This is a genomic window from Alphaproteobacteria bacterium, from assembly GCA_019635875.1.
GTDB lineage: Bacteria > Pseudomonadota > Alphaproteobacteria > Reyranellales > Reyranellaceae > JAFAZJ01.
The window spans coordinates 148,323-162,579 of sequence record JAHBYP010000008.1 but is presented as its reverse complement, the minus strand read 5'-3'; the positions used below and the strand labels follow the sequence as shown (position 1 = coordinate 162,579).

12 protein-coding genes are annotated in these 14,257 nt (G+C 66.8%); 10 read left to right on the top strand and 2 right to left on the bottom strand.

Annotated elements, in window-relative coordinates:
* Positions 1–37: 37 nt before the first annotated feature.
* Positions 38–1,315: an EF-hand domain-containing protein gene (locus tag KF889_24730; GenBank protein ID MBX3502664.1), complete on the bottom strand. Its 1,278-nt coding sequence runs from the start codon at positions 1,313–1,315 to the stop codon at positions 38–40.
* A 182-nt stretch (positions 1,316–1,497) separates the two neighbouring features.
* Between KF889_24730 and KF889_24725 the strand changes: the two genes are divergently transcribed.
* The 7 genes from KF889_24725 (at position 1,498) to KF889_24695 (ending at position 9,088) form a co-directional block, all read left to right on the top strand.
* A complete protein-coding gene (locus KF889_24725) occupies positions 1,498–2,304 on the top strand; it encodes an ABC transporter ATP-binding protein (GenBank protein ID MBX3502663.1) in 807 nt (268 codons plus the stop codon).
* A gap of 1 nt (position 2,305) precedes the next feature.
* Positions 2,306–3,019, top strand: coding sequence for an ABC transporter ATP-binding protein (locus tag KF889_24720; GenBank protein MBX3502662.1), 714 nt, complete (start codon positions 2,306–2,308; stop codon positions 3,017–3,019).
* 10 nt (positions 3,020–3,029) lie between these two features.
* A complete protein-coding gene (locus KF889_24715; GenBank protein MBX3502661.1) occupies positions 3,030–3,935 on the top strand; it encodes a branched-chain amino acid ABC transporter permease in 906 nt (301 codons plus the stop codon).
* A 2-nt stretch (positions 3,936–3,937) separates the two neighbouring features.
* The gene (locus KF889_24710) at positions 3,938–5,008 is read left to right on the top strand and encodes a branched-chain amino acid ABC transporter permease (GenBank protein MBX3502660.1); all 1,071 of its coding nucleotides are present in this window, start codon (positions 3,938–3,940) and stop codon (positions 5,006–5,008) included.
* 64 nt (positions 5,009–5,072) lie between these two features.
* Positions 5,073–6,293: an ABC transporter substrate-binding protein gene (locus tag KF889_24705; protein MBX3502659.1), complete on the top strand. Its 1,221-nt coding sequence runs from the start codon at positions 5,073–5,075 to the stop codon at positions 6,291–6,293.
* A 194-nt stretch (positions 6,294–6,487) separates the two neighbouring features.
* Positions 6,488–7,708 (top strand): ABC transporter substrate-binding protein, encoded by a 1,221-nt coding sequence (locus KF889_24700; GenBank protein ID MBX3502658.1) that lies wholly within the window; start codon positions 6,488–6,490, stop codon positions 7,706–7,708.
* Positions 7,709–7,882: 174 nt separating this feature from the next.
* Positions 7,883–9,088, top strand: coding sequence for an ABC transporter substrate-binding protein (locus tag KF889_24695; protein MBX3502657.1), 1,206 nt, complete (start codon positions 7,883–7,885; stop codon positions 9,086–9,088).
* A 117-nt stretch (positions 9,089–9,205) separates the two neighbouring features.
* Here the strand turns inward: KF889_24695 and KF889_24690 are convergent, their stop codons facing one another.
* Positions 9,206–9,622: an EF-hand domain-containing protein gene (locus KF889_24690; protein MBX3502656.1), complete on the bottom strand. Its 417-nt coding sequence runs from the start codon at positions 9,620–9,622 to the stop codon at positions 9,206–9,208.
* A gap of 186 nt (positions 9,623–9,808) precedes the next feature.
* On the opposite strand from KF889_24690, the gene gor reads away from it, so the two are divergent.
* The 3 genes from gor (at position 9,809) to KF889_24675 (ending at position 14,074) form a co-directional block, all read left to right on the top strand.
* Positions 9,809–11,191 carry a glutathione-disulfide reductase gene (gor, locus tag KF889_24685; protein MBX3502655.1) on the top strand — a complete coding sequence of 461 codons (1,383 nt, stop codon included), beginning with the start codon at positions 9,809–9,811 and terminating at the stop codon, positions 11,189–11,191.
* A gap of 236 nt (positions 11,192–11,427) precedes the next feature.
* Positions 11,428–12,870 carry a 3-deoxy-7-phosphoheptulonate synthase class II gene (locus KF889_24680; GenBank protein ID MBX3502654.1) on the top strand — a complete coding sequence of 481 codons (1,443 nt, stop codon included), beginning with the start codon at positions 11,428–11,430 and terminating at the stop codon, positions 12,868–12,870.
* A gap of 55 nt (positions 12,871–12,925) precedes the next feature.
* Positions 12,926–14,074, top strand: coding sequence for a nicotinate phosphoribosyltransferase (locus KF889_24675; protein ID MBX3502653.1), 1,149 nt, complete (start codon positions 12,926–12,928; stop codon positions 14,072–14,074).
* Positions 14,075–14,257: the final 183 nt, after the last annotated feature.

The window sequence follows — 14,257 nt, the reverse complement described above, 5'->3', positions numbered from 1 at the left end:
CGTCGTAGGTCCGATCAGCTGCGTCCTCCCTGGTGGTTCAGCGGCCCAGCGGCACGCCAGGCTGCAACCCGCCCGGGCCGGGTGCCGGCGCGGGACGCGGTGCCGGCGCCGGGCGCGGCTGGGCGGCGGGCGCGGGCCTGGGTGCCGCCTTCGGCGCTGCCGCAGGCGGCTGCGGCGTATTGGCGGTCTGCCATTCCTGCGGCGTGATCTTGCCGTTACCGTCGAGATCGATACGCTTGAACAGCGCCAGCGCCATGGCGCGGATCTCGGTCTGGTCGAGCTGCCCGTCCTTGTTGGTGTCGATCTCCTGGAAGCGCCTGGTGAGCGCTTCGCGGCGCTGCTGGTAGGTCGGCTGCCCCGGCGGGTTCTGGTTCGCCGCGCCGGCGAGCACCAGCCACTCCTGCAGGTTGATCTTGCCGTCCTTGTTGGTGTCGAGTTCCAGCATGCGAGCGGTCTCGAACGCGACGAATTCGTCCGGATCGATCACGCCGTCGCCATTGCGGTCGGGGTTGTTCCGGTTGCGCTCGGCGATGGCCCTGTCGATCTCGTCCTGTCGCTGCTGCGCCTGGCGGACCACCAGCAAGACCTCCTCGCGCGTCGCGCGCCCGTCCATATCGATGTCGAACTCGCGAAAGCCCAGCGCGATATAGGCCTGCACCTCGGCGCGCGTCAGCTTGCCGTCGGCGTCGGTGTCGATGGCTTCGAACTGCTTCTCGAAGACCGACTTGCGCTGGTCCAGCGGCGGGAGATTCGGCCCCTCCGGGGTGAACGGCGGCTCCGCCAGCTTGAGGAACTCCTCCTTGGCCAGCACGCCATCCTTGTTGGCGTCGAGCTGGTCGAAGAGCTTCATGCGGTGGGCGATGAATTGCTCGCGAGTGACGACGCCAGTGTTGGCTGTGTCGATCTCCTTGAACCAGTCAGGCAGCTGAGCTGCGCGCGGCGCGGTGGATGCCGCAGCAGGCGCCGGAGCGGGCGCAGGACCGGGTGGTTTCGCCGCTGGAGGCGCGGGGGCGATACGTGGCGGGCCGGGTGGCGTCTGCTGGGCGAGGGCGCTCAGCGGCGGCACGAGGGTCAGCGCCGCGGTCAGGCTGATCGCCACAAATTTCATCATCCCGTCACCCCGCCATGCATCGAGCGCGGCGGTCCCGTACCGCGTGCACCCCGCGGCGGCGAGATATCGGTCCCTGTGCCGGCGCCTGTCAACCCTGCGGGGGCATTGAGTCGCCATTGAGGCGTGTCCGCTCAGCGGAATCGCATTGCGAGGACGATGCTGCGTCGGGGTGCCGCTATTGAAAGGCCAGATCGAATCGTACAAGGTGCGCCGCCACGACGGGCGGCACACGCCCGCACCGGCAGGGAGCGGTGAACGTTTCCAGCATCCGCGACGCGACGGCTCCGCCGTGCGCTCGGTGAACCGGGACGGCGACGCCATCGGGCGACAAGCCGTGCCGGCGGGGGTTGGGGACAAGCCGCGAAGGAGACAACCGGACGCTCATGATGGCCATTGCAGAGAACAGCCGCGACCTGCGGCCATCGTCCGGCGACCCACTATTGAGTGTCCAAGGCGTGTCCGTTCGTTTCGGCGGCATCGTCGCGCTCGATGGCGTGAGCTTCGAGGTCTTCTCCGGTCAGATCGCCGGCCTGATCGGGCCCAACGGCGCCGGCAAGACCACGCTGTTCAACTGCCTCAGCCGGCTCTACCAGCCGAGCAGCGGCGACATCCTGTTCGAGGGCCGCTCGATCCTCGGCTCGCAGCGTCACGACATCCCGGTCATCGGGCTGGGGCGCACGTTCCAGAACGTGGCGCTGTTCGACAAGATGACGGTGATCGACAACGTCAAGGTCGGCTGCCACAGCCAGACAAGCGCCAGCTTCTTCGCCAACGCGCTGCGCCTGCCTTCGGTGCGCGAGGAGGAGCGGCGTATCACCGAGCGGGCGCACGAGCTGATCGAGTTCATGGATCTCAAGCCGTTCACCAGCATGCCGGCCGGCCCGCTGCCGTTCCCGATCCGCAAGCGCGTCGAGCTGGCGCGTGCGCTGGCGGCCAGCCCCAAGCTGCTGCTGCTCGACGAGCCCGCCGCTGGCCTGAACCACGACGAGATCGAGGTGCTGAAGGAGCAGATCCGCCGCGTGCGCGACCTGCAGCACGTCACCGTCCTGCTGGTCGAGCATCACATGAGCCTGGTGATGTCGGTGTCCGACAAGGTCGTGGCCATCGATTTCGGCAAGAAGATCGCCGACGGCACGCCGGCGGAAGTGCAGCGCGATCCCGAGGTGATCCGCGCCTATCTGGGGACTTCGTGAGATGACGGCGGTTCTCGAGGTCAAGGACCTCAAGGCCTACTATGGCCAGACCCAGGCACTGCACGGCGTCAGCTTCGAGCTCGAGCAAGGCGGTATCACCACGCTGCTGGGCGCCAACGGCGCCGGCAAGACGACGACGCTGCGGGCCATCTGCAACCTGGTGCGCACCGAAGGCGACGTTCTCTACCAGGGCCGCTCGATCCGCGGCCAGGCCACCGAGTCGATCGTGCGCCTCGGCTTCGCGCACGTGCCCGAAGGCCGCGGCACCTTCACCACGCTGACCGTCGACGAGAATCTGCGCATCGCCGCCTACACGCGGTCCGACAAGGCCGCCGTGAAGCGCGACCTCGAGATGGTGTTCGAGTACTTCCCGCGCCTGCGCGAGCGCATCCAGCAGCAGGCCGGCACGCTTTCCGGCGGCGAGCAGCAGATGCTGGCGATCAGCCGCGCCCTGATGCTCGGGCCGCGCGTCATGCTGCTCGACGAGCCCTCCTTCGGTCTCGCGCCGCTGATCGTGCAGGAGATATTCCGCATCATGCGGCGCATCAACAGCGAGGCCAAGTGCAGCATGCTGCTGGTCGAGCAGAACGCCGCGCTGGCGCTCGAGCTGGCCGACCACGCCTATGTGCTGGAGACCGGCCGAGTCGTGATGTCGGGGGCGTCGGACGTCGTGAAGAACGACGAGAACATCCGCAAATCGTACCTGGGATACTGAGGGCCGCGCCATGGAACAGCTGCTGCAGCAGGTCGTCTCAGGCCTCGCCAACGGCGCGATCTACGCCTGTGTCGCGCTGGCGCTGGTGATGATCTTCGTCTCCACCGACCGCATCAATTTCGCCCAGGGCGAGATGGCGATGTTCTCGACCTACATCGCGTGGCAGCTGATGCAGTGGGGCCTGGGCTTCTGGCCCGCCTTCTTCGCCGCCATCGTCGTATCCTTCGTCGCCGGCCTGGCGATCGAACGCACGGTGCTGCGGTCGCTGCACTCCGCGCCGATCCTGTCGATCGTCGTGGTCTTCATCGGCCTGCTGGCGATCTGCAACTCGGTCGCCGGAACGATCTGGAGCTACCTGATCAAGGAGTTTCCCTCGCCGTTCCCGAAGGAGCAGTTCGGCCTGTCGGGCCTGATCGGCGCCCACCAGTTCGGCGTGGTCCTGGTCACGGTCGGGGTGCTGACGCTGCTGTTCCTGTTCTTCCGCTTCACGCCGCTGGGGCTCGCGATGCGCGCCGCGGCGCAGAACCCGGTCTCCGCGCGTCTCGCGGGTGTGCGCGTTGACTGGATGCTGGCGCTGGGCTGGGGACTGGCCGCCGCTGTCGGCGCCGTGGCCGGCACCATGGTCGCGCACATCGTCTATCTCGACCCCAACATGATGGGCGGCATTCTGCTGTACGCCTTCGCGGGGGCGCTGCTGGGCGGCATCTCCAGCCCGGGCGGCGCCGTCGTCGGCGGCTTCATTGTCGGCGTGCTCGAGAACCTCGTGGCCTTCTTCGGCAACCTGATCGAGAAGGTCAGCGGCGTCTACATCATCGGCAATGGTGAGAAGCTGACGGTGGCGCTGATCATCGTCATCGCCGTGCTGACCCTGAAGCCGAGCGGTCTGTTCGGCCGACACGAAGTGAAGAGGGTGTAGCCATGGCCAGCACCGAGACTGCCGACGCGGCACCGCAGGAAGTGGCCGTCCCGGCGCCGCCGGCGGCTCCTGCCGCGGTAAAGCCCTGGGTCTGGATCGTCGTCGCCGTGGCCTTCGTGCTGCCGCTGCTGAAGTTCGTCGTTCCCAACGTGATCTCCGATTACCGGCTGTTCGTCATCAGCACGATGATGATCGCCGCGATCGCGGTTCTCGGCCTCAACCTGCTGACCGGCTTCAACGGCCAGATCTCGCTCGGCCACGGCGCGTTCTACGCCGTCGGCGCCTACACCGCGGCCGTCCTGCTCGACAAGATCTCGTGGATGCCGGACTTCTACTTCCTGACCATCCCGGCGGCGGCGGTGATGTGCTTCATCGTCGGCTACCTGTTCGGACTGCCGGCGCTCAGGCTGGAGGGCCACTACCTCGCCCTGGCGACGTTCGCGCTGGCGCTCGCCGTGCCGCAGCTGCTGAAATACCGATGGCTCGAAGGCATGACCGGCGGCGTGCAGGGCATCGTGCTGCTCAAGCCCGAGCCGCCCTTCGGATTGCCGCTGAGCGAGGATCAGTGGCTCTACTACTACATCCTCGTCATCATGGTGGCGCTGTACTTCATCGCCTTCAACATCCTGCGCGGCCGCAACGGGCGCGCGATGATGGCGATCCGCGACCACCACATGGCCGCCGACACGATGGGCATCAACAGCGCCCAGTACAAGACGGTGACCTTCGGCATCAGCGCGGCCTATACCGGCATCGCCGGCGCGCTTTCGGCCTCGACCATCGCCTTCGTGGCGCCCGACAGCTTCGGCTTCTTCCTGTCGATCTCGCTGCTGATCGGCCTGGTGGTCGGCGGCGTTGCATCGCTCGCCGGCTCGATCATCGGCGGCGTCTTCACGGTGATCGTGCAGAACTCGGCGCAGGCGCTGTCGAACTTCGTGAAGAACGACCTTGGCCTGCCGTTCGACCTGTCGGCCTACGCCGTCTACGGCATCCTGCTGCTGATCCTGATGTACGTCATGCCGCTGGGCATCGCCGGCGGCATCGTCATGGCCTGGCGGCGGCTGAAGCGCTGAGCCCGAGCACGCGTTGAGTTCGCGCACCTGACGGAGGTGCGTCCTGGTGGAGGAGTGAGTGCGTATGCGTACGAGTAGGCGTAGCTTTGTCGGCGGCGCGTCGGCCGCCGCGGCGTTGTTGGGCAGTGGCGTCGCGTTCGCGCAGAAGAAGTACGACGATGGCGCGAGCGACGGCGAGATCAGGATCGGCCACACCGGGCCGTACAGCGGGCCGGCGTCGGCCTACGGCGTGATCGGCAAGGCGATCGAAGCCTATTGGAGGATGGTGAACGACCAGGGCGGCATCAACGGCCGCAAGGTGAAGTTCGTCACCCTCGACGACGGCTACAGCCCGCCCAAGATGGTCGAGATGGTGCGCCAGCTGGTCGAGCAGGAGAAGGTGCTGTGCACCTTCAACACGCTGGGCACGCCGACAAACACGGCGATCCATCGCTACATGAACCAGCGCAAGGTGCCGCACCTCTTCGTCGCCACCGGCGCCTCGAAGTGGGGCAAGCCGAAGGACTTCCCGTGGACCATGGGCTTCCAGCCCGACTACCACACCGAGGGCGCGATCTACGCCAGGCACGTGCTGGAGTCCGTCAAGGATGCCAGGATCGGCGTGCTGATGCAGAACGACGACTACGGCAAGGACTACTGGGAGGGTTTCAAGGACGGTCTCGGCAAGGAGACCGGCAAGGTGGTCAAGCACGTGACCTTCGAAGTCACGGACCCGACTGTCGATTCGCAGGTCATCCAGCTCAAGGATTCGGGCGCCAACGTCTTCTTCAACATCGCCACGCCCAGGGCCGCGGCGCAGGCGATCCGCAAGGCGGCCGACCTCGGCTGGAAACCGGCGCACTATCTCAACAACGTCTCGGCGTCGGTCGGCGCGGTGCTCAAGCCGGCGGGTTTCGACAACAGCCAGGACATCATCACCGCACAGTACCTAAAGGATCCCACCGACAAGCAGTGGGACGAGGCGCCCGACATGAAGGCCTGGCGCGAGTTCATGGCCAAGTACATGCCCGGCGCCAACACGTCGGACGCCAACTACATCTTCGCCTTCGCCGTCTCGTTCCTGATGCACGAGACGCTGAAGAAGTGCGGCGACGAGCTGACCCGGGCCAACGTCATGAAGCAGGCGGCCAACCACAAGAAGCTGGCGGTGCCGCTGCTGCAGCCCGGCATCACCGTCAGCACCAGCCCGACGGACTACTATCCGATCCAGGCAGTGCGGCTGTCACGCTTCAAGGGTGAGACGTGGGAGCTGTTCGGCGACGTGCTGTCGGCCGAAAGTACCTGAGCGACTGACCTGCCTGTTTTTCGGGCGGTCGCCGGCAAGACGCCAGCGACCGCCCCGGCGCGCCCGCGCATCTGCGATTTCAGCCGCGGTGCGGAATGGTCGCAGGTCCGGGGGGAGTGAAAAACCCAAGCCGGCAGCGCATTCTCCCATCCATGGCGGATCACAGAACACCGCCTGGAAATCGGAGGATCCTGATGGGAACGACTAGGCGTAGCTTTGTGGGTGGTGGCACGGCGGCGACAGTGTTGCTGTCGAGTGGCGTCGCGTTCGCGCAGAAGAAGTACGACGACGGTGCGACCGACACCGAGATCAAGATCGGCCATACCAACCCGTATTCCGGCCCCGCGTCATCCTACGGCGTGATCGGCAAGGGCATCGAAGGCTACTGGAAGATGGTCAACGACCAGGGCGGCATCAACGGCCGCAAGGTCAAGTTCGTGACCCTCGACGATGGCTACAGTCCGCCAAAGACCGTGGAGATGGTGCGTCAGCTGGTCGAGCAGGAGAAGGTGCTGTGCGTGTTCAACACGCTGGGCACGCCGACCAACACGGCGATCCACCGCTACATGAACCAGAAGAAGGTCCCGCACCTCTTCGTCGCCACAGGTGCCTCGAAGTGGGGCAAGCCGAAGGACTTCCCCTGGACCATGGGCTTCCAGCCCGACTACCACACCGAGGGCGCAATCTACGCCAAGCATATCCTGGCCAACGTCAAGGACGCCAAGATCGGCGTGCTGATGCAGAATGACGACTACGGCAAGGACTACTGGGAAGGCTTCAAGGACGGCCTCGGCAAGGAGACCGGCAAGGTGGTCAAGCACGTGACCTACGAGGTCACCGATCCCACGGTCGACTCGCAGATCATCCAGCTCAAGGACTCGGGCGCCAACGTATTCTTCAACATCGCCATCCCGAAGTTCGCCGCCCAGGCGATCCGCAAGGCGGCCGATCTCGGCTGGAAGCCGATCCACTACCTCAACAACGTCTCGTCCTCGGTCGCCTCGACGCTCAAGCCGGCGGGCTACGACAACAGCCAGGGCATCATCACCGGGCTATGGCTGATGGATCCCACCGACAAGCAGTGGAACGACCACCCCGAGATGAAGGCCTGGCGCGAGTGGATGGCCAAGTACATGCCCGGCGCCAACACCGAGGACGGCAACTACATCTACGCCTACGCCGTCTCCTCGCTGATGCGCGAGACGCTGAAGAAGGCCGGCGACACGCTCACGCGCGCGAACGTGATGAAGCAGGCCGCCAACCATCAGAAGCTGCGCGTGCCGCTGATCCTGCCGGGCATCAACGTCAGCACCAGCCCGACGGATTTCTACCCCGTGCAGGCGATCCGGCTGGCCCGCTTCAAGGGCGAGACCTGGGAGCTGTTCGGCGACGTGCTGTCGGCCGAGAGCACCTGAGCCCGGGCCTCGCACCGCAATTTCGCAGATCGACGCCGCCGGGCTCCGTCCGGCGGCGTTTTCACGACTCCGGGATTCGACTCCGGCAGGCGATTGGCCCATTCTTCCCGGGTGACCGAGCGTTAAGTTTCGGCATTCAGGGAGGATATCGTGAAGACCAGTAGACGCCTACTCATGGGCGGCGCGGCGGCCATGCCCGCGCTCTATGTCCTTGGACCCGCATTCGCGCAGAAGGCCGGGGCGAAATACGATGACGGCGCGACCGACAGCGAGATCAAGATCGGTCATACCAATCCGTATTCGGGTCCGGCCTCGTCGTACGGCGTGATCGGCAAGGCCATCGAGTCGTACTGGAAGATGGTCAACGACAACGGCGGCATCAACGGCCGCAAGGTCAGGTTCGTGACCCTCGATGACGGCTACAGCCCGCCGAAGACCGTCGAGATGGTGCGACAGCTGGTCGAGCAGGAGAAGGTTCTCGCGCTGTTCAACACGCTGGGCACGCCGACCAACACCGCGATTCACCGCTACATGAACCAGAAGAAGGTGCCGCACCTCTTCCTGGCCACCGGCGCCTCGAAGTGGGGCAAGCCCAAGGACTTCCCGTGGACCATGGGCTTCCAGCCCGACTACCACACCGAGGCGGTGATCTACGCCAAGCACATCCTGGCCAATGTCAAGGATCCGAAGATCGCCGTGCTGATGCAGAACGACGACTACGGCAAGGACTACTGGGAAGGCTTCAAGGAGGGACTCGGCAAGGACGCCAACAAGGTGGTCAAGCACGTGACCTACGAGGTCACCGATCCGACGGTCGACTCGCAGACCATCCAGATGAAGGATTCCGGCGCCAACGTCTTCTTCAACATCTCGATCCCGAAATTCGCCGCTCAGTCGATGCGCAAGGCGGCTGAGATCGGCTGGAAGCCGGTGCAGTACCTCAACAACGTCTCGGGCCAGGTCTCGACGACGATGAAGCCGGCCGGCTTCGACAACGTGCAGGGCGTCATCACCGCGGCCTGGCTGATGGATCCCACCGACAAGCAGTGGGCCGACCACGCCGAGATGAAGACGTGGCGCGAGTGGATGGCCAAGTACAACCCGCAGGGCAACGTGCAGGACGTCAACTACTGCTACGCCTACGCCGTCTCGTTCACCATGCACGAGACGCTGAAGAAGTGCGGCGACGACCTGACCCGCGCCAACCTGATGAGGCAGGCCGCCAACCACAAGAAGCTGCGCGTGCCGCTCTTGCTGCCGGGCATCACGCTCAGCACCAGCCCGACCGACTTCTACCCGGTGCAGGCGGTGCGCCTGCAGCGCTTCAAGGGCGAGACCTGGGAGCTGTTCGGCGACATCCTGTCGGCCGAGAGCACCTGAGTCGCACGCCTGCATCCGCTGGGCGATGGGGGCCGCCGGCGCCGAGCCGGCGGCCCCTTCATTTGGCCGGGGTGCCCTTGAAGCGGATCATGGGCTGGCAGCCCGACTGCCCAAGGGTCAGCGGGCCTTGCGTGCCTTGCGCTGGCTGAACTCGGCGAAGCTGAGCTTGCCGTCCTTGTCGGTGTCGCGGCGCGCCAGCGACTTCTCGGCACGGGCGACGAACTCGTCGCGGCTGATGGTGCGCTGGGCGTTGGCGGCGCGCTGACTCCGGCTCGGACGGCCGGCGCGCATCTCCTCGGTCGTGAGCTGGCCGTCCTTGTTGGTGTCGAGGCGGTCGAACAGGGCGGCGCGACTGGCGCGCATCTCGGCGAGGTCGACGAAGCCGTCCTTGTTGGCGTCGAGACGGTCGAACGCCGCCTGGGCGCGGCCCTGACGAGCACCTGTATCGGCGGGGGGTGGCGCGGCCTGGGCCAGCGCGGGCAGGGCCATGAGGCCGGCGACCAGGGCGGCGGCGGCGATACGGATCGTGGACATGTCGGTGGGACTCCTGTTCAAGGCGGTTGCAATCTCCGCCCTTCCTTCGACCCTTACGATGCGTGAGAGCAATTCATCCCCGCAGACTTCAAACCGGGCCGGCGAAACCGATATAGTCGGCTTCCGAAGGCGGGTTGGAGACGGTTTCGCGGCGGAAACGCGGCGAAGCGTTACAGAGGAAGTCGCATGAGCGCGTATGACTACGACCTGTTCGTCATCGGCGCCGGTTCCGGCGGGGTGCGCGCCAGCCGCGTCGCCGCCGGCCACGGCGCGCGGGTGGGCATCTGCGAGGACGACCTGGTGGGCGGCACCTGTGTCATCCGCGGATGCGTGCCGAAGAAGCTGCTCGTCTACGGCAGCCACGTGCATGAGGAGGTCGAGGACGCGGCCGCCTATGGCTGGACCATCCCCGCGCCGAGCTTCGACTGGGCCACGTTGCGCGACAACGTGCAGAAGGAGGTCATGCGGCTCAACGGCATCTACAAGAACCTGCTGAAGAACGCCGGCGTCGAGCTGGTGGTCGGCCGCGGCCGGCTGATGGACGCCCATACCGTCGCCGTCGGCGAGAAGATGATCACCGCCGACAGGATCCTGTTGGCGACCGGCGCGCGGCCGTGGCGGCCCTCGATCCCGGGCGCCGAGCTGGCGATCGTCTCCGACGACGCCTTCCACCTGCCCAGCCTGCCCAAGCGCATCCTGATCGTCGGCGGCGGCTATATCGCGGTGGAGTTCGCCGGCATCTTCAACGGGCTGGGCTCCGAGGTGACGCTGGTGCCGCGCCGCGAGCTGGTGCTGCGCGGCTTCGATGAGGAATGCCGCAAGGTCGTGCAGAGCGGCATGGCCGACAAGGGCGTGCGCTTCAGGACCGAGACCGAGCTGGCGAGGATCGAGCGGCGCGGCGGAGCGTTGGTCGCGACCACGACGAGCGGCCAGGCGATCGAGACCGATTGCGTGATGTACGCCACCGGCCGCGTGCCAAACACCGCCGGGCTGGGCCTGGACAAGGTCGGCGTCACGCTCAACAAGGCCGGCGCCGTCGCGGTCGACGAGTGGTCGGCCTCCACGGTGCCCAACATCTACGCCGTCGGCGACCTGACCGACCGCATCAACCTCACGCCGGTGGCGCTGATGGAAGGCCACGCCTTCGCCGACACCGTGTTCGGCAAGAAGCCGCGCAAGGCCGACCACCAGGATGTGCCGTCGGCGGTGTTCAGCCAGCCGCAGATGGCGACGGTGGGCCTGACCGAGGAGCAGGCGCGGCGGGTCTATCCCCGGCTCGACGTCTACGCCTCGAGCTTCACGCCGATGAAGCACACGCTGACCGGCCGCAAGGGCAAGACCTTCATGAAGCTGCTGGTCGACGCCGAGAGCGACCGGGTGGTCGGTGCACACATGGTGGGCGACGACGCGGCCGAGCTGATCCAGGGCATCGGCATTGCGGTGAAGGCCAGGGCGACCAAGGCGATGTTCGACGCCACCGTGGGCATCCACCCCACGGCCGGCGAGGAGTTTGTCACCATGCGCACCAGGCGGCCCGACCCGAAGCCGGCGGCGAAGGCGGCGGAGTAGGTTAAGCCACTGAAATACCGATACCTTCCCCCGGAGGGGAAGGTGCCCGCAGGGCGGATGGGGGATGTCGAAGACGGACAGCGGTGTCGTTGAGACATCCCCCATCCGTCGCTTCGCGCCACCTTCCCCCTCTTGGGGGAAGGAAAAATGGCCGCGCTCCCCCAACGCTGGCGGCGTCTGTGGAAAAATCGTAGAACCTTGCGCCCGCCGCGACCGGCGGATGCATGGAGGAAGTCATGAACGCGATCCAGGCTGCGACGCAGCGCAAACCGACCACCCTCGGGGCGGCGGGCGCGGCTTCGTTTCCCTGGTCCCCCGAATCGTGGCGCTCCTTTCCCGCCCAGCAGATGCCGGTCTACGAGGACAAGGTCTCTCTGGAGAGCGCCGAGGCGCGCCTGCGCCGCTACCCGCCGCTGGTCTTCGCCGGCGAGGCGCGCAAGCTGACCGCGGCGCTGGCCAACGTGGCGGAGGGCAAGGCCTTCCTGCTGCAGGGCGGCGATTGTGCCGAAAGCTTCCAGGACTTCACCGCCAACACTATTCGCGACACGTTCCGCGTGCTCCTGCAGATGGCGGTGGTGCTGACCTACGGCGCCGGCGTGCCCGTGGTGAAGGTCGGCCGCATGGCCGGCCAGTTCGCCAAGCCGCGCTCCTCGGACGTCGAGGAGATCGACGGCGTGACGCTGCCGAGCTATCGCGGCGACAACGTCAACGGCTTCGAGTTCACGCCCCAGGCGCGCCGGCCCGATCCCGAGCGCATGGTGCAGGCCTACAACCAGTCGGCCGCCACCTTGAACCTATTGCGCGCCTTCGCGCAGGGCGGTTATGCCGACCTGCACGAGGTCCATCGCTGGAATCTCGACTTCGTGTCGAACTCGCCGGCCTCGGCGCAGTACGAGGATCTCGCCAAGCGGCTGGACGAGACGCTGACCTTCATGGCGGCGTGCGGTCTGACCTCGTCGACCACGCCGCAGATCGCCGAGACCGATTTCTTCACCAGCCACGAGGCGCTGCTGCTGCAGTACGAGCAGGCGCTGACCCGCGTCGATTCGACCTCGGGCGACTGGTATGACTGCTCGGCCCACATGCTGTGGATCGGCGATCGCACGCGTCAGCCCGACGGCGCGCATGTCGAGTTCCTGCGCGGCGTGAAGAACCCTCTGGGCTTCAAGGCCGGCCCGACGACCAGGCCCGACGACTTCCTGCGCCTGCTCGATTCGCTGAACCCGCGCAACACCGCGGGCCGCATCACCGTCATCGCCCGCATGGGCGCCGGCAAAGTGGGCGACCACCTGCCGGCGCTGATCCGCGCCGCCAAGCGCGAGGGCCGCTCGATCGTCTGGTCGTGCGATCCCATGCACGGCAACACGGTGAAGGCGGCCAACGGGCTGAAGACCCGGCATGTCAGCGCCGTGCTGCAGGAAGTGCGGGAGTTCTTCGCCATCCACCGCGCCGAGGGCACGCATCCCGGCGGCGTGCATTTCGAGATGACCGGCCAGGAGGTCACGGAATGCGTCGGCGGCGCCGTCGACATCACCGTCGAGGGCCTGACCGCGCGCTACGAGACGCAGTGCGATCCCAGGCTCAACGCCAGCCAGGCGCTCGAGCTCGCCTTCCTGCTCGCCGAGCAGCTCAAGTCCGAGAGGCTGACGCGCGAGCGGCCCGCCGCTTCCGGCAAGTAAACGATCGTCCGCTTTCCGCCGCCGCGAGGCGGCGGAAAAAGGCGAGGGGGACCCCATGCATCCGGTCGACAACGATATCGCCCGGTTCACCGACCATTACTTCAACCGCACCAAGGCGGTGATCGGCAGGTTCGGCGACAGCCGGGTGACCTACGCGATTTTCATGCGCCGCCCGGTGATCTGCGCGCCCAAGCTGGCGCTCGACTGGCTGCGCGAGCTGATGGCCACGCGCGGCACGCAGATCGAGATCGATTTGCGCTACCCCGAGGGCAAGTGGGTCGGCGCCGGCGAGCCGATGCTGTACATCACCGGCTCGTTCTTCCATCTCGTCGACCTCGAGACGATCTTCCTGCAGAAGCTCGGTCCCGCCTGCGTCGCCGCCTACAACGCCTACACCATGTGCGCGGAGATGCCCAAGACGGCCTTCCTCGCCATGGACGCGCGCCACTGCGCCGGCACCGAGATGGCCGAGATGATGGCCTACGCCGCCTCGGTCGGCTCCAGGCGCGCCCAGCGCAAGGACGGCGCCGTCGGCTTCATCGGCAACGCCACGCACGCCACGGCGCATTTCTTCGGCCGCGAGCAGGGGCTGGGCACCATGCCGCACGCCCTGATCGGCTATGCCGGCTCGACCCTGCGCGCCGCGCAGATGTTCGCCGCGACCTTCCCGGGCGAGCCGATGACCGTGCTGGTCGACTACTTCGCGCACGAGGTCACCGATTCGCTCGCGGTCTGCCGCGGCTTTCCCGAGCTGGCCGCCGCCGGCAACCTCTCGCTGCGCCTCGATACGACCGGCGGCCGCTACATCGAGGGCCTCGATCCGGCGCGCTCCTACGCGGTGATGGAGAAGCACGCGCGCGAGGCGACGCGCGGCTATCGCTCCGAGGAGGAGCTGCGCCACCTGATCGGCACCGGCGTGTCGGCGGCGGCGATCTTCCATCTGCGCGAGAACCTCGATGCCGCCGGCTTCCCCAGGGTGAAGATCGTCGCCTCCTCGGGCTTCGGCCCGGCCAAGTGCCGCGTCATGGCCGAGGCCGGCGCGCCGATCGACGTGGTCGGCTCGGGCTCGTTCCTGCCGGCCAACTGGACCGAGACCTACGCCACCGCCGACATCGTCGAGTACGACGGCACGCCGCGCGTGAAGGTCGGCCGCGAGTTCCTCCATCGCCGCCGCGCCGGCAACGGAGAGCTGAAGCAGCCCTGATATGACGAGGGTTATCGCAAATCGGCTTGGCCCACTTCCCTTCTCCCCGCGAATGCGGGGAGAAGGTGCCCGAAGGGCGGATGAGGGCTTCGCGGAGTCTCCACAATGACAGCGTTCGTCGTTGCGCGAGGAAGCCCCTCATCCGCCTCGCTGACGCTCGGCACCTTCTCCCCGCCTCCGCGG

Coding starts and splice junctions, on each gene's coding strand:
- KF889_24725 (MBX3502663.1), top strand. CDS start 1,498: ATGGCCATTGCAGAGAACAGCCGCGACCTGCGGCCATCGTCCGGCGAC.
- KF889_24720 (MBX3502662.1), top strand. CDS start 2,306: ATGACGGCGGTTCTCGAGGTCAAGGACCTCAAGGCCTACTATGGCCAG.
- KF889_24715 (MBX3502661.1), top strand. CDS start 3,030: ATGGAACAGCTGCTGCAGCAGGTCGTCTCAGGCCTCGCCAACGGCGCG.
- KF889_24710 (MBX3502660.1), top strand. CDS start 3,938: ATGGCCAGCACCGAGACTGCCGACGCGGCACCGCAGGAAGTGGCCGTC.
- KF889_24705 (MBX3502659.1), top strand. CDS start 5,073: ATGCGTACGAGTAGGCGTAGCTTTGTCGGCGGCGCGTCGGCCGCCGCG.
- KF889_24700 (MBX3502658.1), top strand. CDS start 6,488: ATGGGAACGACTAGGCGTAGCTTTGTGGGTGGTGGCACGGCGGCGACA.
- KF889_24695 (MBX3502657.1), top strand. CDS start 7,883: ATGGGCGGCGCGGCGGCCATGCCCGCGCTCTATGTCCTTGGACCCGCA.
- KF889_24690 (MBX3502656.1), bottom strand. CDS start 9,622: ATGTCCACGATCCGTATCGCCGCCGCCGCCCTGGTCGCCGGCCTCATG.
- gor (MBX3502655.1), top strand. CDS start 9,809: ATGAGCGCGTATGACTACGACCTGTTCGTCATCGGCGCCGGTTCCGGC.
- KF889_24680 (MBX3502654.1), top strand. CDS start 11,428: ATGAACGCGATCCAGGCTGCGACGCAGCGCAAACCGACCACCCTCGGG.
- KF889_24675 (MBX3502653.1), top strand. CDS start 12,926: ATGCATCCGGTCGACAACGATATCGCCCGGTTCACCGACCATTACTTC.